Below are 18,352 nucleotides of genomic sequence, written 5' to 3'. Positions count from 1 at the left end.
GGATCACGCATGACTCAATCAGAGTTGGCCATCCACATGTTTCTTCAGCTCGCGATCATCCTGGCGGTCTGCCGGGTGGTCGGTCTGCTGGCCCGCAGGATCGGGCAGCCGCAGGTCGTCGGCGAGATGATCGCCGGGGTGCTGCTCGGTCCGTCCCTGTTCGGGCTGCTCGCGCCGCACTGGCAGCAGGACCTGTTCCCCAAAGGTCCCTCCATGACCATCATCTACGCGGCTGCTCAGGTCGGGATCGTGCTGTACATGTTCCTGGTCGGCCTGGAGTTCGACACGAACCTGATCAGGCACCGGGTCCCGAGCGCGGTCTCCATCTCACTCGCGGGAGTGCTGACACCCCTGGTGCTGGGCGTCCTCGTGGCGCTCATGCTCGTCCAGGACGAGGGCAGGTACTTCACCGCCGGGGTGAAGGACTGGCAGGCGATGCTGTTCGTCGGTGTAGCCATCGCGATCACCGCGTTCCCGATGCTCGCCCGGATCATCGTCGACCGGAAGCTGGCCGGCACCTCGCTCGGCACGCTCGTGCTGGCGGCCGGCGCGACCGATGACGCGATCGCGTGGTGCCTGTTCGCCGTCGTACTGGCCGTCTTCAAGAACGACCCGACGCTCGCCTTCCTCGCGATCGGCGGCGGTGCGGTGTACGGGCTTTTCGTCCTCACCGCCGGCCGACGGCTGCTGCAGCGATTCCTCGGCACGCGGGCCGAACGGCAGGGCGGCGTCAGCTCGCCGATGCTCGCCGTGATCCTGATGCTGCTGATGTGCGCGGCCTGGTACACCGACTTCGTCGGGATCTACGCGGTCTTCGGTGCGTTCATCCTCGGGGTGGCGATGCCGCGCGGCGTGATCGCGGTCGAGGTCCGGCGCTCACTGGAACCGCTCGTCACGAACTTCCTGCTGCCGTTGTTCTTCGTCTTCTCCGGTCTCAACACGCAGATCGGGCTGGTCAACAGCATCGGCCTGCTGGCGGTCGCGCTGGTCATCCTGGTCGCCTCGATCCTCGGCAAGGGCGGCGCCTGCTACCTCGCGGCACGCCTGAACAAGGAGTCGCAGCGCGAGTCGCTCGCGATCGGGAGCCTGATGAACGCCCGCGGTCTGATGGAGCTCATCCTGCTCAACATCGGCCTCCAGGCCGGCCTGATCACGCCGACGTTGTTCACGATCCTGGTCCTGATGGCGATCGTCACGACGCTGATGGCGACGCCGCTGTTCAACGTCTTCTACGGCCGGTTCCGCAAGCAGCCGGAGAAGGAGTTCATCGGCGCCGCGGTTCCGCACCCGGCTGCCGACGGCGACGTACCGGCCGGTCTCGCTCCGGCGACCAGGGAGTAGAACGATGAGGCTGCCGCTCGGAAAGCTGCTCAAACCCGTCTTCCCGCTGTCCGCCGAGGCGTTCCCCAAGATGGCTGCCGAGCGGTTCGGGGCCCAGGAGGACATGGACAAGACCTGGCTCACTTTCGAACCGGTCGCCCGGACACTGGTCGACACCTTCTACACGACCCTCGACGATCCGCGGCACAGCGTGCTCGTGCCGCACTTGGAGTCGATCGAGCCCGAGCTGCGTGGTATCGCCTACGAGGGTGCGGGGATGGGGCTGATGCTGCTGGACAGCCTGTTCCCGTTCACGAAGCGGCTGCCGGCCTTCATTCACGGCCCGGGAGCGCCGTACCGGTGCTTGATCTACATCGGCGCCGGGCTCGTGCTGCCGCGGGTGCCGATCAGCCCGCAGCGGTTCCTCGCGCGGCAGGATCCGTTGCTGCGCTGGCTGGTGATGGACGGGTACGGGTTCTACCAGAGCTTCTTCGCTTGGCAGGAGACCGTCGAGAAGCACCAGGTGCCGAGGTCGGTCCGGGGCTATGCCAAGCGCGGCTTCGACCAAGGCGTCGGCCGTAGCTTGTGGTTCTCGACCGGCGCGAACGTCGAGCGGATCATTGCCACGATCAACGGGTTCCCGGCCGACCGGCAGGGAGACATCTGGAGTGGGATCGGCGTGGCCTGCGCGTACGCCGCCGGTGTGATGGACCGAGCTGCCATCGAGACGCTCTTCGAGGCGGCCGGCCGGCACCGGTCGAGTGTCGCGGTCGGATCCGCGATCGCGTCGATCTTCCGCGAGCAGTCCGGTCAGCCTGCCCCGCACACCGACCTCGCGTGTGACGTCATCTGGGGGAAGGACGCCAACGCGGTCGCGGCGATCGCCCATCAGGCCGGCCTCGGTCTGACCCACGACGGCCCGGACCCGGCGTACGAGCTCTGGCGTCATCAGATCGGCAACGTCTGGAGTCGTACGTCGGTGGTCCGGCCCTCGGCGACGGAGGTCGGGGCATGAGCACCGTGGGTCAGCTGCGCCGCCGGATGTTCGGGATCCCTTCGGCCAAGGCCGTCTTCTCCCGGCCGGGGTTCGCGCCGGCAGCCTGGGACCGGTTCGCCCCGGTGGCGGTCAACCTGATGGAGGGCTATCACGCGACGCTCGAGGATCCTCGGCTGGCCACGCTGCAGAAGCGCCTCGATGCGGTCGAACCGGAGTTCCGGGGTTTCGCCTACGAGGGCGCCGGGATGGGGCTCGCGGCGCTGGACGCGGTCGCGCCGTGGAAGAACCGGCTGAAGGCCTTCGTCGACGGGCCCGGGGCGGCTCACATCTACCCGGTGTACGTCGGTGTCGGGCTCGCCTATGCGCGACTTCGCCGTACGCCGGAGGCCAACCTCGCTGGGCTGGATCCGTTGCTGGGTTGGGTGACTGCTGACGGCTACGGCTTCCACGAGGCGTTCTTCCGGCGGCGCAAGTACGTCGACCAGCACGCGGTGCCCACCCGGTTGTCGCATTACGGCCGGCGATTCTTCGACCAGGGCATCGGCCGGGCACTGTGGTTCTCCAGTGGCGCTTCGGTGGAGCGGGTGATCCAGCAGATCGCGGGCTTCTCCGTGACTCGGCACGCCGACTTGTGGAGCGGAGTCGGCCTCGCGTCGGCGTACGGCGGAGGTGCCGAGCCCGACGAACTGCGGTCACTGCTGGATCGGATGCGGTTGTTCCAGCCGCAGTTGGCCCGGGGAGCCGCCACCGCGGCCTGGGGACGCGAACACGCGGGCAATCAGGCCGCTCACACCGATCTGGCCTGCCAGATCTATTGCGGCCGCAACGGCAAGGAGGCGGCTGCCGCCCTCGAGCAGGCTGCCCATGACTTGCCCGTGATCAGTGTCGAACCGGTCTACGAGATCTGGCGCCGCCGTACCGAACAAAGACTTGCCGCCTAGCGCCGGCGACCGCCACCAGCTCGACCGTTAGGGAAAGGAACCGACGTGTACGACGCGATCGTGATCGGTGCCCGGGTTGCCGGCGCCCCGACCGCCATGCTGCTGGCCAAGAAGGGGTACCGGGTGCTGTTGCTGGACCGGGCCACCTTCCCGAGTGACACCGTCTCGACCCACATGATCACCGTGGACGGCAGCGCGTACCTGCGGCGCTGGGGTCTGATCGGTCAGATCGAGGCGTCCGGCTGTCCGCCGGTGCGCAACATCGTGCTGGATCTGGATTTCCCGCGGTACGGGCATTTCACGCTCACCGGGTTCCCTTACCCCGACCAGGACGGGTTCGGTGCCATCTATGCGCCGAAGCGCACGGTGCTCGACAAGCTGCTGGTCGATGCGGCGGTCGCGGCCGGTGTCGTCGTCCGGGAGGGCTTCTCGGTCCGGGAGGTCCTGATGGACGGCGACCGGGTGGTCGGTGTCCGCGGCCGTGGGCCCAGCGGTATCCCCGTCACCGAGCACGCGAAGATCGTCATCGGTGCCGACGGCCTGCGGTCGGTCGTCGCCGAGACAGTAGGGGCGCCGGAGTACTTCGTCGTACCGCCGAAGGCTTTCGGCTACTACACGTACTGGGACGACGTCGAGCTGGCCGGGCTGGAGTTCTACACCCGGCCCGGGTCCACCGTGATCGCGTTCCCGACCCACGGCAACGAGGCCGCGGTGTTCATCGAGCGACCCGAGCGTGACTTCGCGGACTTCAAGACCGACGTACAGGCCCAGTACCTCGAGACGGTGCGCCAGATCGCGCCGGATCTTGCCGGCCGGATCGAGGGCGGGCGGTTGGTGCAGAAGCTGAAGGGCGCGGGGAACCGCCCGAACTTCTTCCGGCGGCCGTACGGTCCCGGCTGGGCGCTGGTCGGCGACGCGGGCGTTCACAAGGACCCGATCACCGCGCAGGGCATCACCGATGCGTTCCGCGACGCCGAACTGCTCGCGGATGCGATCGACGCCGGCTTCTCCGGGCGCAAGCCGATCGAGACCGCATTGCGGACCTATGAGTACAAGCGCAACCAGGCGCTCAAACCGCTGTACGACTTCATCGTCGACCACGCCGCGATGGAGCCGTTCGACGACGCTTTCCAGGACGTGCTGGCCGCGATGCGCGGCAATCAGGACGCCATCAACCAGTTCTTCGGCGTCATCCAGAACACCGTCCCCTGGGACGAGTTCTTCTCGCCGTCGAACCTGTCGCAGCTGATGCAGCTGCCCGAAGAGCTCGAGCTGGCGGAGGCAGTCTGATGACGTACGTGATCACCCAGGCCTGTATCGGCAGCAAGGACACCGCGTGCTGGGACGCCTGCCCGGCCGACGCGATCCACCCGAGCCCGAACAAGGCCGAGTTCGCCGAGCACGAGCAGATGTACATCGATCCCGCGGAGTGCATCGACTGCAGCGCCTGCGAGCCGGCCTGCCCGGTCGAGGCGATCTATCCCGAGGACGAGGTCCCGGACGAGCTGGCGGACGCGATCGCGCTGAACCGCGACTACTTCGCGAGCCCGGCCTGTAACACAGCGTCGAACTAACTTTCACGCCGAGTAAGCCAACCGGAAGTCACCGGTCCTACCGTCATCCTCAGGGGCACCTTGTGCGCCCTGAGGTCGTGACGACCTGGAGGAAGGAAGTAAGGCCATGACCATGACCGTCGGAGAACTCTTCGAAGCCCTCTCGACCCGGTTCGACAGCGATGCCGCTGCCGGCCTGAACCGGACCCTGCAATGGAAGATCACCGACGAGGACCCGGGCGTCTGGGCCTTCGAGATCACCGACGGCCAGGGCCGCCTCATCCCGGGCGGCGTCGACGCCCCCGACACGACCTTCACCACCACCGGCGCGACCTGGATGGCGATCGCCGAGGGCCGGCAGGACGCGATGCGGGCGTTCATGACCGGGAAGCTGAAGGTCAAGGGGGACATGATGCTCGCGATGAAGGTGCCGAAGCTCTTCCGGACCGGTTTCTGACGGCGACAACCCAGCAGAGGAGTTGAGCATCATGCCGCAGCTGACCGAAGCCACGACAGACCCCGAGAAGGACCGCCTCGAGCGGATCGCCGAGCTCACCGACCCGGCCACCATCCGCTACCTGGAAGCGATCGGGGTGCAGGAGGGCTGGACCTGCGCCGAAGTCGGTGCCGGAGCCGGCTCCATCGCCCGGTGGCTGTCGAACCGGGTGGGCCATTTCGGCAAGGTTCACGCCATCGACATCGACCCCGGTTTCATGGCGGGGATCAGCGCGCCGAATCTGGAGGTGCGCGAACAGGACATCACCACCACGCCGCTGGAGGAGGGCACGTACGACGTCGTGCATTGCAAGATCCTGCTGATGCACCTCGCCGACCGGGAGCGGGTGCTCGGTGAGTTCGCCCGGGCGCTCAAGCCCGGTGGCTTCCTCCTGGTCGAGGAGGCGGACATCCGCAGCATCCAGCGCGTCGATCCGCCGTCGCCCCTGCTCACCCGGGCCGCCGCCGCGCTGGAGACGTTCTTCTACTTCGGCGGAGCCGACCCCGGCTACGGGATGAAGCTGCTCCCGGCAGTACGCCGTACCGGGTTGAAGGTGCTGGGCACCGACTGCCAGTTGACCGCCGTCCAGGCCGGTACGCCGGAGATCGCCACCATCTCGATGAGCCTGGCGAAGCTGGCGCCGATGATCGTCACCGCCGGCCTGATGGGCCAGAAGGAGATCGAGGCCGCGTTCGACCAGCTCGAGCAGCCCTCGGACACCGTCATCTACACGCCGACCACGGTCTCGGTGTGGGCCCAGCGCAGCGACGACTAGAAGGAGTCAGACCATGCTCTACGTAGTGATCGCGTACGACGGCACCGAGCCGGGCACCTTCGAACGCCGGATGCTGGTTCGTCCCGCGCACATGGCCAACGGCGAGAAAATGATGCAGGACGGCTCGTTCCTGTTCGGCGGCGGCATTCTCGACGGCGCCGGGAAGATGGCCGGCGGCGTGCTGGTCGTCGACTTCGAGAGCCGTGCCGAGATCGACGAGTGGCTCGAGAACGAGCCCTACATCCTCAACAGGGTGTGGAGCCGGGTCGAGGTGCATCCCTTCCTGGTCCCGCCGCAGTTCCGCAGCCTGTTGCCCGAGCACCGGCCCGAGCCGGTCGCCGGTTAGACCGTATGCCCTATCGGAAAGCTCAGGACATGAACACCACCTCACGCCGTACCGGATTACTGACCTTGCTGGTCACCAGTCTGGGATCCTTCATGGTCCTCCTGGACGGGTCGATCATCTTCGTGGCCCTGCACGAGATCCAGAAGGATCTCGGCGGCGAGTTGTCCCAGTTGCAGTGGACCGTGGACGCGTACACGCTGCCTTTCGCGGCTCTGATGCTGACGGCCGGAACTCTCGGGGACCGGTTGGGCCGCAAGAAAGTCTTCCTGACCGGCCTTGTGCTGTTCGTGCTCGGATCGGCCCTGTGCGGTTTCGCGCCGTCGGTCGGTCTGCTCATCCTCGGACGTGTCATCCAGGGACTCGGCGCCGGTGCGATCAGTACCGGCAGCTTGTCCCTGCTGGTCTCGACCTTCACCGATCCGCCGGGACGGGCGAAGGCCATCGGCATCTGGACCGCGGTGTCCGGAGTCTCGATCGCGCTCGGCCCGCTGCTGGGTGGAATCCTGATCGAGTCGTTCAACTGGCAGGCGATCTTCCTGCTGAACCTCCCGATCGGTGTGATCGCGTTGCTGCTCGGGATACCGCGCCTGATCGACTCCAAGAACCCGGCTGCCCGCACCGTCGATCTGCCGGGTCAGGTCCTGGCCGCGGGTGGGTTGTTCTGCCTGGTACTGGGGTTGATCGAAGCCGGACGGGACGGGTGGGGCTCTCCGACGATCCTGGCTCTGCTGGGTGCGGCCGTCGTACTGCTGGGCGGGTTCCTGGCGGTGGAGTTGCGCAGCAGAGAGCCGTTGCTGCCGCTGGAGCTGTTCCGCAATCGCACCTTCGCGACGGCCTGTCTCATTGCCTCCCTGCTCGGGTTCGTGATCGTCGGCGTCATGTTCTTCATGGCGCAGTACTTCCAGGCCGTCCAGCAGCATGACGCCCTCTCGACGGGTCTGCGGTTGCTGCCGCTGACGCTGGGCATCTTCTTCCTGTCGCCGCCGGCCAGCCGGATCGCAGGTAAGGCGGGTCCGCGGATCCCGATCATGGTCGGCGCGCTGCTGGCGACGCTCGGCTTCTTCCTGCTGTCGACGATCGAGCCGGCCTCCGGTTTCGGGAGTGTCTGGTGGAAGCTCGCTCTGGTCGGTATCGGTATCGGCTGCATGTTCGCTCCGCTGACCCTGGCGGTGATGGCGTCGACGCCGCCACAGCGGGCAGGTCTCGGCTCGTCGATGATCAACACCACCCGGATCACCGGCTTCACGGCCGGAGCCGCCGTACTGGGCACGATCGTCGTCGGCCAGACCGACGGAGCGGGTGCGGGTGGTCCGGCGGCGCTGGTGGACGCCTTCCACACCGTGTTCTACATCTGCGCGGGAGCCACCATCCTCGCCTTCGTCGTCGCGGCCGCCGCGATGGTTCGTGGCCGGCTGCCTGGACCGGGACAGGCTCCGGGCCGGGCGACGGCCGCGCCCGGGGAGAGCCAGGCGGCGGTCTCGCCGCAGGGGTGATCTCCCTGGCATCGTGATGGCAAGGCGAAACGGGGCGGTGGCTGTGGTCGCCGCCCCCGACGAAAGGACCTCTGCAATGGCGTACGACCGGGATCTGGCTGACCGCATCCGCGATGCCTTCGCCGGGCTGGCGGTTCGGGAAGTGAAGATGTTCGGCGGCCTGACGTTCATGGTCAACGAGAAGATGACCGCGACCGCGAACACGCATGGCGACCTGATGATCAGGTGCGACCCGTCGCGGGTGGAGGACCTGCTGACGCGCGACGGCGCGGACTGGCCCGAAATGCGCGGCAAGAAGATGAGCAAGGGCTGGATCGTCGTCGAGGCCGGGCGGATCGAGTCGGACAAGGTGCTGGGGTCGTGGCTCGACGAGGCGCTGGACTACAACGAGAAGGTGACCGGAAGTGGCGACTAGACAGGCAACCCAGTTCGACGGCTTCCCGCGCGCGTTGTTCACGTTCCTCGCAGGGCTGGAGAAGGACAACTCCAAGTCCTACTGGGACGCCAACAAGGCGACCTGGGAGGCCGAGGTCCGGGACCCGGTCGAGGCGCTGATGGCCGAGCTCGAACCGGAGTTCGGCCCGCTGCGGACGTTCCGCCCGAACCGCGACGTACGGTTCTCCAAGGACAAGTCGCCGTACAAGACCTGGGTCGGTGTCACCACCAGCGAGCGTGCGGTCGGTGGCATCGGGTACTTCCTGCGGATCGAGTCCGGCGCCATCCGGCTGGCCTGTGGATCGATGGTGATGGCGAGCGATCAGCTCGAGCGGTTCCGGGCTGCCGTCGCCAACGCGGCGAGCGGCGCCGACTTCGACGAGCTGCGTGAACGGCTCGCCGGCCAGGGGCTGACCGTTGGCCCGGGCCGCGAGGACCCGCTCAAGCGAACCCCGACCGGCTACCCGAAGGACCACCCGCGGGAAGAGATCCTGCGGTGGAAGGGCGCCGTCGTCGTGAAGGAATTCGAGCAGGCGGCCTGGATGCACAAGGCCAGTGCCGCCGACAAGGTCCGGGAAGTCTGGAGTGGGGCCGCCCCACTGACGAACTGGATCACCGAGCACGTGGGGGAGAGCACGACCCCAGTACGCCGTCCGCGCGGCTGACCGGGCCGTCTGTCGTGAAGTCCGGCGCCAGGAGGGCTCGGGCGGTGCTGATCTGCGTCGCCCTGCTGTGTGTCTACGTGCTCGGCTACGCCGTTCTCCTCAACCTGCTCTACGGAGTACTGCCTGCAACCTCTATCAATCCTTGGGCCAACCACCCTTAGACGATTGGCGGAAGCTGTCATGTCCCACCTGGATCTGGTCACCCTGCTGACCTACGACATGGAACGCACGAAGGCCTTCTACTGCGAGATGCTCGGCTTCGAGGAGGTCCCGGAGTTCTCCCGCGGTGAGCACTTCTCCTGGCTGCGCTCGAAGAAGCGCAGCGCCAGCATCGCCTTGTTCAACGCCCGCGAGAAGGCGGAGCGGCCGACCGTCGCCCACATCCCCGACGAGAGCGGCGGCGTGATGATCGGCTTCGAGGTCGACAGCGCCGCGGAACAGTACGAGATCTGGAAGGCGCGCGGGGACATCCCGATCCGGACCGAGGTCTTCGACATGGGCAAGGGCTTCACCTTCGGTGCGCAGGATCCGGAGGGTAACTTCATCCAGTGCTTCGACGTCCACCCGCACTTCCGTGAGATCCAGCAGCGCATCGGAATGGACTGACGAGACGCGCCGGCTCTACCCATGCGGCCAGGCCTACGCCGACCTGTACGACGCCGTCGGCCCGCGCCTGCGCGCCGCCGTACTGCATCTGGCGACCGCGGCTGCGAGCAGTCGGCCGAAGGAAGACGCGTTCTTCCGGCTGGCCGACTGGCTCGGCGGATATCCCGGCACCGGACGCGCATCCGGTGCGGCCGGTCGGAGACAGCGCCTAGTTCCCGCCGTACCAAGGAGGCCGTTCACTCGTTGTCACGGCGTGGAGATCAACTGGCTGGCCATCGTGCCGGCAACCGTCGTCGGCATGCTCGTGGCGCGCTTCTGGTACGGCAAGTTCTTCCTGGCCCTGTGGTGGAAGTTGACCGGCATAGCTCCAGAAGACTCCAAGCGGGCCAGCCGACGGAACCTGACCCAGCTCCTCGTCGCCAACAGCGTGACCGCGGCCGGGCTGGCAGTCGGCATCGGAATCGCATCGGAGGCCACTGGCGACGACTCGGTGTGGCCGGCGCTGCTGGTCGGTCTACTGGCGTCGTTGACGTTCTCGGCGACCACGCTCCTCCAGCACAACGCCTTCGAGCTCAAAGCACCGAAGCTGACCTTCCTCAACATCAGCTACCAGCTGGTGCTGTTTCTCGCCATGGCACTGGTGATCGGGGCGCTATGACGTCCGAGCCAGACTGACCACGAAGACCGGTCGCGCCAGGTGTCGCGGCGCATGGTGGGGTTTGTTGTGTCAGCCTGTCAGGCATGGGTTCTTTGGTGTTGTTACATGGGCTTGGGGCCACGGGGCGGGTCTGGGACGGGTGGGCGCAGCCGTGGCTGGCGCCGGACTTGCCGGGGCATGGGCGGACAGGGGCGTTGGAGCGCTACACCTACGAGTCGATGACGGCCGGGGTGGCTGAGGCGTTGCCGGTCCGGCGTGGGCTGGTTGTCGTCGGACATTCGTTGGGTGGGGTGCTCGCGCTCGAGCTGGCCAGCGGGCGGTACGGCGTACAGGTTGACCGTGTGATCGCCCTCGGCGTGAAGGTTTCTTGGACGGATGACGAACTGGCGAAGGCCGCTGCTTTGGCGCGGAAGCCGGTGGCATGGTTCGAGAGCCGGGATGAAGCAGCGGTGCGGTATCTCAAGGTGTCCGGGCTGCAAGGACTGGTGGATCCGGCGGACGCGTCTGTGGATCAGGGTTTGCTGAAGGTCGACGGTCGCTGGCGGCTAGCGATGGACCCGGCCGCCTTCGGCGTCGGGGCACCGAAAATGCCCGAACTGATCGCAGCCGCCCAGGCCGACGTCGTCCTGGCGCGCGGCGAGCTCGACCCGATGAACACCGATACCGAGCTAGCCGCGCTGCACGATCACACCGTCACCCTGCCCGGCCTCGGCCACAGCGCGCACGTGCAGAACGCCGCTGCCATTCAGCGGTACGCCAAGGCCTGAGGCGAGCCTGAACTGCTGGAAGGGCTGCTGGAATGACTTCCTTCGAATCGGCGCCCGCGGCGCCTGACGCAAGGTTTGGGGAAATGTCCGGTCTGGAGCAAGACAAAGGCAGCGACAATCGGCTGCGCATCCGTGGAGTGCTGAGTGATGTCGCCGTTGTGGGAGCTGTGGTGGCGCTCGCGCTTGGATTTTTCACACCCTTGGAGAAATTCACCTGGATGGAGTCTGCCGAGCTGGCACGGATCATCGATCCTGATGCATTGCTGGTGGCGACCTTGCTGTCGGTGGTCGCCGTGGTTCTGGCCGCGGTAGCAATCAAGCTGTCACGACGGGGCCGCCTTGTCCCTGGTGTGCTGCTCGTACTGTCTTTACTGTTGTGCGGCCGGTTGGCTTATATCTATGTCTTCACCCCGGAGTTGATCTGGCATCAGTGAGGAAGCCGGCCTACGCGCGCGGTGTCGGAGTGGGAGATCCTGGCGAACTCGCGAACGCTCTGGCGCTTCACCACTCTCGAACGAGTAGTCCCTGTCCTGTTCGCCCTCGCCTACACCGGAGGCTTCGTGCTCGCTGCCGCGTCGTCCTGAACCAGGGACTGGACCTGGCGACAGTTGCTGCTGGCAGTCAGGCGGGTGCTACGGCCAGGGCCCGGTAGTAGAGTCGCCAGCCTTTCTGTGTCAGCTCACGTTCGCCGCTGTCGCTGAGTACGGAAGCGAGGAGCTGGCAGTACTGAACAACTCCGTGCTCGCGCACCGTCGCTGCGTCGTCTACCACCAGATCGAAGTGGTGGATCGCCTCTCGGGCAAGAGCGACGAGCTCGGATCGTTCAAATGCATCGGCCCGCACCAAGAGCCGGCTGCACGCGATCGCCAGCTGTACGCCGTACGACGCCCACGACCGCGTGAGCTCGCGGTAGAGATCGCACACCTCACGCTGGCATCGTATGGTCTCGTCGTCGCGGCCGAGGCGTGCGGCGATCCCGGCGGCGTTCTGCAGCGCGATGGCGAGGTCGGGCAGGTATTCGGCGCGCGACCCGGCGACCAGTTCGCGGAGAATACGCACGGCATCGGAGATCGCGGTCCAGGCCTGTTCAACCTGGCCTGCCTCAACGCGAGCGAGGGCCAGGTTGAATGCCGACCTGGCCAGGGCCAGCGGATCGGCCCGCGTCGCTCCACGGCCGGCGGTCGTGCCGGCAGCGAATTGCTTGGCCCGATCGAGCGCCCGTGCTCCGCGCCCGCGCTGACTCTTTCGGAGTGCGGCGAGTTCGACCTCCAGCCGTGTCGCGTCGTCCCTGTTGCCGGGCCAACCTTTGAGCGTCTTCGCGACCAGGCGCAGGACTTTCCGCGCTTCGTCGATGCGCTGTGCGTCCTCCAGAATCTTTGCCGCCATGATCGTGCCGACGGAGAGCCACCGACCGGTCAGCTGCTGGAAGCCGGCCAGCCGGGGGTCATCGTCGGGGCCGGGGCGACTCCGGTGGGCACGTCGCAGAGCCTTGGCCGCCACCTGCGCGGATCGAGCGGCGTCATCGCCGGACACCTCTTTCACGAACGCGTACACCTGAGCCATGGCGGCGATCGCTTCCGCGAGTGCCGTTGAGGTCGTCACGTCCTTCGCCATCACGGCGATCCGGTCGGCCAGCTGCCGAACCTCGGCACCGTCGCTCGCCACCAGATCCATCCCGAGCGGCACGATCATCGCCACCAGATCGGCGATCGTGGGCTCGCTCGCCGAGGTGGCGTACGACATGTCCTCGCCCGCGACGAGCTGGTAGCCGGCTGCGAGCGGCCTGCCCTGTCGCACGGCCGCGGCGTCGAGCTCGCAGCGCTCGGCATCGACCAGTCGGTCGCAGCGACGAAGGATGGCGGCGAGAGTCTCGAGAGCGGCTGCGAGGTCTGCCCGGGTACGCCGGGTGTCCGTCGGCATCAGGTGTCTGCCGATCAGGACCGCGACCTCCGCGGTCTCCAGTGCGTTCTCCGGCGGGCCGGCGCGAGCCATCGATTCAGCCGTCGCTCGCAACTGCCGACCGAGGTGAGCCAGCCCGCTGGCCGGAGTCGCCGTCAGTAGATGCTCGAACAGGCGCTGCGATCCACCCGGGCCACTCGGCGGCCGCTGTGATGCGCTCCACGCGTACAACGGCTCGTCGTCCGTCATCGAATCCTCCCCTGTTCGATCGCGATGTGCTCCTCGATCCGGGTCATCGCGGCGGAACCGTTGAACATCCGGTGCACCTGCTCGCCGAGCTGACCGTCCGGGCTCAGCTTCCACAGCAACACCGCAAGACTCTGGTAACAGGGACTCAGCAGATCCGGCCGCCTGAGCAGGTCGCGCAGGATCCGCCAGCGCCGCCGTACGTCATCGCGATCGACTGGCCCACCGGCAGGATCAAGGATCCGCAGCAAGCTGACGCAACGCTCGGCGAACTCGTGCCCATGGCCACCTTGGGTGTCGAACAGTTCGAAGAGGCCGACGACCGCTTGGCGCACGATCAGACCGTCGTCGTCCAGTACCGCCCTACATATCCGGCGCAGACAGTCGGCACCCCACACGTCGGCGAGTACCTCTTCGAGGTCGGCGGCGCCGTGTTCGACGGTGCCCGCGATCGGTGCGCCAGGTGCCGCGGCTTGGGCGACGTGACCCAACTCGTGAAGCAGCATCAGAATCTGCTGGACGACAGTGACCGCCCAGACGTAACTGCCGACCGGGCGGTTGCTGGAGCGGCGCCAGACTTTCAATGCCAGTTCGAGGATTCCGACTTCCTCACTCAATGGCGCAGAGAGCTCAGCGCCGGTCGTCCAGTGCCGCTGAAATTCCTTCAGCCCGTCGCCGATTCTGAGCTGCAACAGCTCGCCGGTACGGCGTCGCCTCGGATCGGGCGGCGGTGCCGTGGGGTCGTTGCGGTCCCCTTGCTCGACCTGAAGGATGATCAGCACTTCGTTCCACAGGTACAGGCCACCGAACGACGCCCACGGCAGCCCGAGAGCCACACCGCCCGACTGGGAGACGATCATCCGAGCCGAGCTCGTGCCGGGCAGCAGAACCCTGGGAATGTCGAGCAGCCACCGATCAGCCGGCGGCAGATGCGGCCGGACTACAGCGTTCAGGGCCTCGTTGACCGCACTCTCGGCGGGTGCCAGCGTCCAGTGCGTACCGCCCGGTGCGTCATTGAACGGGTTCCGGCTGCCATCCGCGAGCCCGTAGTCCTCCCAGCAACGGGCCGCGACGGCCAGCAGACTCCGCGCCGTTGCCGTCTCCGCATCGCTACGGAGCAAGGGGATCAGAGCCGGGTCTCCGTGCAGCGAGGGTCCGGTCACACGGACCGCCCCGAACCGGGCGGCAGGATGCGGACCTCGGTACCGTCGTCCGACTCGATCACGTGGATCGACGTACCGGTCTGGAAACCGGCGACAGTCAGCCGGAACGCCTCGGCCAGTTCTGCCGCAGTCAGGTCTTCGGTTACCTCGCAACGAAAGCGGACAGGACCGTCCGGACCGTCCTGAACGATGACCGCGAACGTCCGGACCGTTTTGTCCTGCCTCTTGACGCGCCGCAGTGACCGGGCGATGCCGCGGATACCGTCCCAGAGGTCCTCGCCCATCTTCGCAAGCACTCCGGCACTCACCCCGCCGACCAGTGCGGTGATCAGAAAGACGACCGTCTGATCCCCGTCGAAGCTTCGCGCGTCGAGTTCCTCGACGTTCACAGGGATGTCGAGCCGACGTTCAAGGTCCGCTACGTAGTCAGAGGTGTCTTCCTGCATGGGGCGGCCTCGGATTCCCATCGGTGCGCATGGACGAGGATCACACTATCGGCCGGACCGATCACAGACCGCGCACAGCGGAGTGCCTGACTACTTGCCGAGCAGGAGCACTGGGCCATCCACGAGTGCGCAAACTCACTGTCGACGACAAGTCCGACCAGCAAATGGTGACCTACGACGCCCTCGCCGCCCCTCATCCGCCCACAGAGCAGCCACGTCGGCGTCGACCAACGCGCCTTACCGCGAACAGCGATCCGCCAGGCCTCCTGACCGGCGAGTGGCGAGGGTTGCAGGTCAGCCGTCAGCTGCGGGGTTGGTCAGTGGCGGTCATGCGGTCGAGGAGGTTCGTCCAGGCTTGGTCAGCGGCTGCGTCGCCGACACTCTCAAGAACTTCGAGAGCTTGCTGCCAGGTTTGCCGTGCGCCGTCTCGGTCGCCGGCGTCGAGCTGAGTATCGCCGAGGTCGGTGAGGCTGCTGGCTTCGAAGTAGCGGTGACCGACTTGGCGGATCAGATTCACGGAACGGAGGTAGCAGGCTTGAGCTCGTTCGTGATCGCCGAGCTGGCGGTGGGTGTATCCCAGCGTGTCCCAGTTGGCAGCCTGGCCTTTCCGGTCGTCGGCTTCGCCGAGCAACGCGATGGCGCGCTCGGCGTTGTCGATGGCCTGCTCGAAGTTTCCCAGGTGGGCGTTGTCCCAGGCCATGCTGCTGAGCGCTCGCCCCTGACTGGTCCGATTTCCGGTCTTCGTCTGCAGGTCGAGTGCATGGCTGCTGTGTACGAGCGCTTCGGCGTACTTTCTCTGCTCACTCAGGATGTGAGCGAGAATCAGGCTGGTTTTGGCCTCTCCGCTCTGGTCCCCGTCGGCACGGCAGACGTCCAAGGCGCCTTCGAGAACGGTTTCGGCCTCGGCGAAACGGTGCAGCCGGGAGTAGGCGTGGCCGAGGCGGCGGCGGGCAAGGCCTTCAGCCGGCCTGATTCCCATCCGCTGAGCAGCAGCCAAGCCTGCCTGCGCCACTGTGATCCAGTCACTCCATAGGCCTGCGGAGTCGAGAAACGTGACGAACGCGTCGGCCAACTGCATCACGTGCAGGTCGAATCCCCTTGACGCCGCTTGCTCGACAGCCGCGATCAGTACGAAACGCTCGCTGGCGAACCATTCCTGCGCCTGCCCGGCATCGGTGAACTCCTCAGGTGACACGCCCACCTGACAGGCAGCCGGTACGGCCGGGCTGCGGGTGGGCGCCAGGATGCGCTCCGCCGAGTAGGCACTGTGCAGATAGTGGTCGAGTAGCCGAGGGATACCCGATTGGCTGTCGGGCTCGCCGTCCGACAGCTCAGTGGAGTAGGCGCGCAGCAGGTCGTGGAACGTGTATCGGCCTGAGGCGCACTCGACCAGCATGCTTGCATGGCAGAGCTCGCCGATGAGCCGAGTCGCATCCGGGCGCGTGATGCCGCCGAGGCTGGCCGCCGCTGCGATTGAGATATCAGGACCGGAGTGCAAGCCGAGCAACCGGAACATCCGCTGCGCCGGAGGGGTCAGCGCACCGTAGGACGACAGAAACACTGCTCGGAGCGTGGTGCGCTGGTCATAGGTCTCCAGGCCGTCCAGCCGCCTCCGCTTGTCCGCGAGATCAGCGGCGACGGCAGCAAGACTCAAACGGGAGTCCACCGCCAACCGCCCGGCGACAATCGCTAGTGCAAGGGGCAGTCGAGCACAGTGCTCCACCAGTTCGGCGGCCGCTGTCGGCTCCGCGGTCACCCGCTCAGCTCCGAGTCGCTCCCGCAATAGCTGGCCGGCCTCGGGGACGGACAGCAGATCGAGCTGGATCGGCCGGGCCCCGTGCTCGGCAACCAGTCCGGTCAGCCGGTTGCGGCTCGTCACTATTGCCAGGCAACCCGGCGCGCCCGGGAGCAGCGGACGGACCTGGTCGACATCGCGCGCGTTGTCCAGGAGCACTAACATCTTGCGGTCGGCGAGGAGGCTCCGGAACATCGCCGATTGAGCATCGTGCTCCTGTGGAATCGCTTCTGGTGCAGTCCCCAGCGCCTCCAGGAAACCCCGAAGCGCGTCGACGGCCGGTAATGGCTCCGCGCCCGGGTCGAAACCACGGAGGTTCACGAAAAGTTGGCCGTCCGGGAACTGATCGGCGACGCGGTGGGCCCAGTACGCCGCAGTGGTGGTCTTTCCAATCCCGGCTGTTCCCGCAATCGCCGAGATGATCACCGTAGTCGTGCTCTTCGCGGATTCAGCCAGGTCGTCGAGCATCCGAAGCTCGAGTTCGCGTCCGGTAAAACCACGCGCCACCGGCGGCAGTTGGCGCGGTACGACGCCCATCGACCCTCTGGCAGGTGGGTTGGTTCCAAGTTCTGGGTCCCGACGCAGCAATCGCAGATGCAGGTCCTTCAACTCGTCGCCGGGTTCTTCACCGAGTTCGTCAACCAAGTGCTTGCGAAACTTCGCGTAGTGATTGAGACCCTCAGATCGCCGTCCATTCGCCACCAGCGCGCGGATCACGTAGCTGGCCAAGGGTTCGGACAACGGAAACTCACCAGCAACCCTCAGTAGACGATCTGAGAGCTCGGCAAGGTCGCCACATTCGTTGCGCTGTCGAGCGAGCAGCAGCCAGGCTGACAACCGCTCCTGATGCAGCGTGTCGCGAAGCCGGTTCACCCAGTCGCCACTCAAACCCGCCAGCGGCGCTCCCCGCCACAACGCGATCGCCTCGTCAAGCAACTGGCCTGACGTAGCGGCGTCGGCCGCGTTGGCCTCTTGAACCCGGGCGCGAAAACGCACTACATCCACACACTGAGGCGGGACTTCACAGACGTAGCCACCGCCACGTCGTGCGACTAGAGCCCCGGCAGCGTTCAGCGCTCTCCGAAGCTGACTCAGATAGGGGTAGAGCGTCGCCGCTGGGTGAGCAGGAGGGTGCTCGCCCCAGACCCGGTCGATCAGCGTCTCGAGCGGCACGATCTGGCCAGGCGTCACCGCCAACGCCGCCAGCACCAGGCGCTGCTTCGGCGAACCAATGTTCAGCCCCACACCGTCGACTCTGACCTCGACCCCACCCAGCAGTTGTATCTCCATCAAGACGACAGGCTAACCCGGAATCCAGGGCAACCCAGGCGCGGATTACGGGGATTTCGGCAAGCCGTTTCGGGTCGCCACAACCTGGCAGTTGCTGCGGGAGTGGATCGTCAAGAACCTGCCTGAGCCGCCTGATCGGGATCCGTTGCTGCGCAGACGAATTCGGGCCTGTCTGGAAGGGACGATGGACGAGATCGCGCAAGAATGGTCAACCAGCCGCAGGCGCCGAAGACTCATGGCCGAGAGTCGTAAGGAGACGCTCGATCGGGCCCGAAAGAATGCCGGCTCCGACGGCGAGCCCCGTCTGGCAAGTCTGATCGCCAACCTTAGGTCGGGATGGTGGTTGGTGATCAGATCATCTCTGCGCGGGACGTCGACTGCGTAGTAAGACAGCCAAAGAGCCACTCGGGCCTGCCCGAGTGGCGTGGTGGCTGAGTTTGCATTGGTTCTGGGCGACTACA

20 protein-coding genes are annotated in these 18,352 nt (G+C 66.5%); 16 read left to right on the top strand and 4 right to left on the bottom strand.

Going from position 1 to position 18,352, the window contains the following annotated elements; genetic code table 11:
* Positions 1-9: 9 nt before the first annotated feature.
* The 16 genes from ACFCV3_RS11700 (at position 10) to ACFCV3_RS11625 (ending at position 11,636) form a co-directional block, all read left to right on the top strand.
* Complete coding sequence (locus tag ACFCV3_RS11700) at positions 10-1,341, top strand: cation:proton antiporter (RefSeq protein WP_376029032.1); 1,332 nt, start codon at positions 10-12, stop codon at positions 1,339-1,341.
* A 4-nt stretch (positions 1,342-1,345) separates the two neighbouring features.
* Positions 1,346-2,335: a DUF1702 family protein gene (locus tag ACFCV3_RS11695; RefSeq protein WP_376029030.1), complete on the top strand. Its 990-nt coding sequence runs from the start codon at positions 1,346-1,348 to the stop codon at positions 2,333-2,335.
* Entirely contained in the window at positions 2,332-3,258 is a 927-nt protein-coding gene (locus ACFCV3_RS11690) for a DUF1702 family protein (protein WP_376029028.1), read from the top strand. Before ACFCV3_RS11695 ends, ACFCV3_RS11690 begins: the two co-directional genes overlap by 4 nt.
* 45 nt (positions 3,259-3,303) lie before the next feature.
* Positions 3,304-4,548: an NAD(P)/FAD-dependent oxidoreductase gene (locus ACFCV3_RS11685; RefSeq protein WP_376029025.1), complete on the top strand. Its 1,245-nt coding sequence runs from the start codon at positions 3,304-3,306 to the stop codon at positions 4,546-4,548.
* Entirely contained in the window at positions 4,548-4,832 is a 285-nt protein-coding gene (locus tag ACFCV3_RS11680) for a ferredoxin family protein (RefSeq protein WP_376029023.1), read from the top strand. Before ACFCV3_RS11685 ends, ACFCV3_RS11680 begins: the two co-directional genes overlap by 1 nt.
* 106 nt (positions 4,833-4,938) lie before the next feature.
* Positions 4,939-5,268, top strand: coding sequence for an SCP2 sterol-binding domain-containing protein (locus ACFCV3_RS11675; protein ID WP_376029021.1), 330 nt, complete (start codon positions 4,939-4,941; stop codon positions 5,266-5,268).
* Positions 5,269-5,299: 31 nt separating this feature from the next.
* Positions 5,300-6,082, top strand: a complete 783-nt coding sequence (locus ACFCV3_RS11670; RefSeq protein WP_376029018.1) for a class I SAM-dependent methyltransferase — start codon at positions 5,300-5,302, stop codon at positions 6,080-6,082.
* Positions 6,083-6,095: 13 nt separating this feature from the next.
* Positions 6,096-6,428, top strand: coding sequence for a YciI family protein (locus tag ACFCV3_RS11665; RefSeq protein WP_376029017.1), 333 nt, complete (start codon positions 6,096-6,098; stop codon positions 6,426-6,428).
* A 29-nt stretch (positions 6,429-6,457) separates the two neighbouring features.
* Positions 6,458-7,921: an MFS transporter gene (locus ACFCV3_RS11660; protein WP_376029015.1), complete on the top strand. Its 1,464-nt coding sequence runs from the start codon at positions 6,458-6,460 to the stop codon at positions 7,919-7,921.
* A gap of 76 nt (positions 7,922-7,997) precedes the next feature.
* The gene (locus ACFCV3_RS11655) at positions 7,998-8,336 is read left to right on the top strand and encodes a TfoX/Sxy family protein (RefSeq protein WP_376029012.1); all 339 of its coding nucleotides are present in this window, start codon (positions 7,998-8,000) and stop codon (positions 8,334-8,336) included.
* Entirely contained in the window at positions 8,326-9,021 is a 696-nt protein-coding gene (locus ACFCV3_RS11650; RefSeq protein WP_376029010.1) for a DUF2461 domain-containing protein, read from the top strand. Before ACFCV3_RS11655 ends, ACFCV3_RS11650 begins: the two co-directional genes overlap by 11 nt.
* 180 nt (positions 9,022-9,201) lie before the next feature.
* A complete protein-coding gene (locus tag ACFCV3_RS11645) occupies positions 9,202-9,627 on the top strand; it encodes a VOC family protein (RefSeq protein ID WP_376029009.1) in 426 nt (141 codons plus the stop codon).
* Positions 9,596-10,285, top strand: a complete 690-nt coding sequence (locus tag ACFCV3_RS11640; protein WP_376029007.1) for a DUF1761 domain-containing protein — start codon at positions 9,596-9,598, stop codon at positions 10,283-10,285. Before ACFCV3_RS11645 ends, ACFCV3_RS11640 begins: the two co-directional genes overlap by 32 nt.
* A gap of 83 nt (positions 10,286-10,368) precedes the next feature.
* Positions 10,369-11,052 carry an alpha/beta fold hydrolase gene (locus ACFCV3_RS11635; protein ID WP_376029005.1) on the top strand — a complete coding sequence of 228 codons (684 nt, stop codon included), beginning with the start codon at positions 10,369-10,371 and terminating at the stop codon, positions 11,050-11,052.
* A gap of 83 nt (positions 11,053-11,135) precedes the next feature.
* The gene (locus ACFCV3_RS11630) at positions 11,136-11,486 is read left to right on the top strand and encodes a hypothetical protein (protein ID WP_376029003.1); all 351 of its coding nucleotides are present in this window, start codon (positions 11,136-11,138) and stop codon (positions 11,484-11,486) included.
* Positions 11,487-11,507: 21 nt separating this feature from the next.
* On the top strand, positions 11,508-11,636 hold the full coding sequence (locus ACFCV3_RS11625) for a hypothetical protein (protein WP_376029002.1): 129 nt from the start codon (positions 11,508-11,510) through the stop codon (positions 11,634-11,636).
* A 37-nt stretch (positions 11,637-11,673) separates the two neighbouring features.
* Here the strand turns inward: ACFCV3_RS11625 and ACFCV3_RS11620 are convergent, their stop codons facing one another.
* The 4 genes from ACFCV3_RS11620 to ACFCV3_RS11605 all read right to left on the bottom strand — a co-directional run bounded on the left by ACFCV3_RS11620 (position 11,674) and on the right by ACFCV3_RS11605 (position 17,891).
* On the bottom strand, positions 11,674-13,200 hold the full coding sequence (locus ACFCV3_RS11620; RefSeq protein ID WP_376029000.1) for a hypothetical protein: 1,527 nt from the start codon (positions 13,198-13,200) through the stop codon (positions 11,674-11,676).
* A complete protein-coding gene (locus ACFCV3_RS11615; protein ID WP_376028998.1) occupies positions 13,197-14,360 on the bottom strand; it encodes a hypothetical protein in 1,164 nt (387 codons plus the stop codon). The genes ACFCV3_RS11620 and ACFCV3_RS11615 overlap by 4 nt, the downstream gene beginning before the upstream one ends.
* Complete coding sequence (locus ACFCV3_RS11610) at positions 14,357-14,806, bottom strand: hypothetical protein (protein ID WP_376028995.1); 450 nt, start codon at positions 14,804-14,806, stop codon at positions 14,357-14,359. Before ACFCV3_RS11610 ends, ACFCV3_RS11615 begins: the two co-directional genes overlap by 4 nt.
* Before the next feature lie 301 nt (positions 14,807-15,107).
* Positions 15,108-17,891, bottom strand: coding sequence for a BTAD domain-containing putative transcriptional regulator (locus ACFCV3_RS11605; RefSeq protein ID WP_376030360.1), 2,784 nt, complete (start codon positions 17,889-17,891; stop codon positions 15,108-15,110).
* Between the last annotated feature and the right edge of the window lie 461 nt (positions 17,892-18,352).

Source organism: Kribbella sp. NPDC056345, assembly GCF_042262745.1.
Classification (GTDB): Bacteria; Actinomycetota; Actinomycetes; order Propionibacteriales; family Kribbellaceae; genus Kribbella.
Note: the sequence above shows the minus strand (reverse complement) of the source record. Positions and strands in the feature narration are given on the sequence as shown.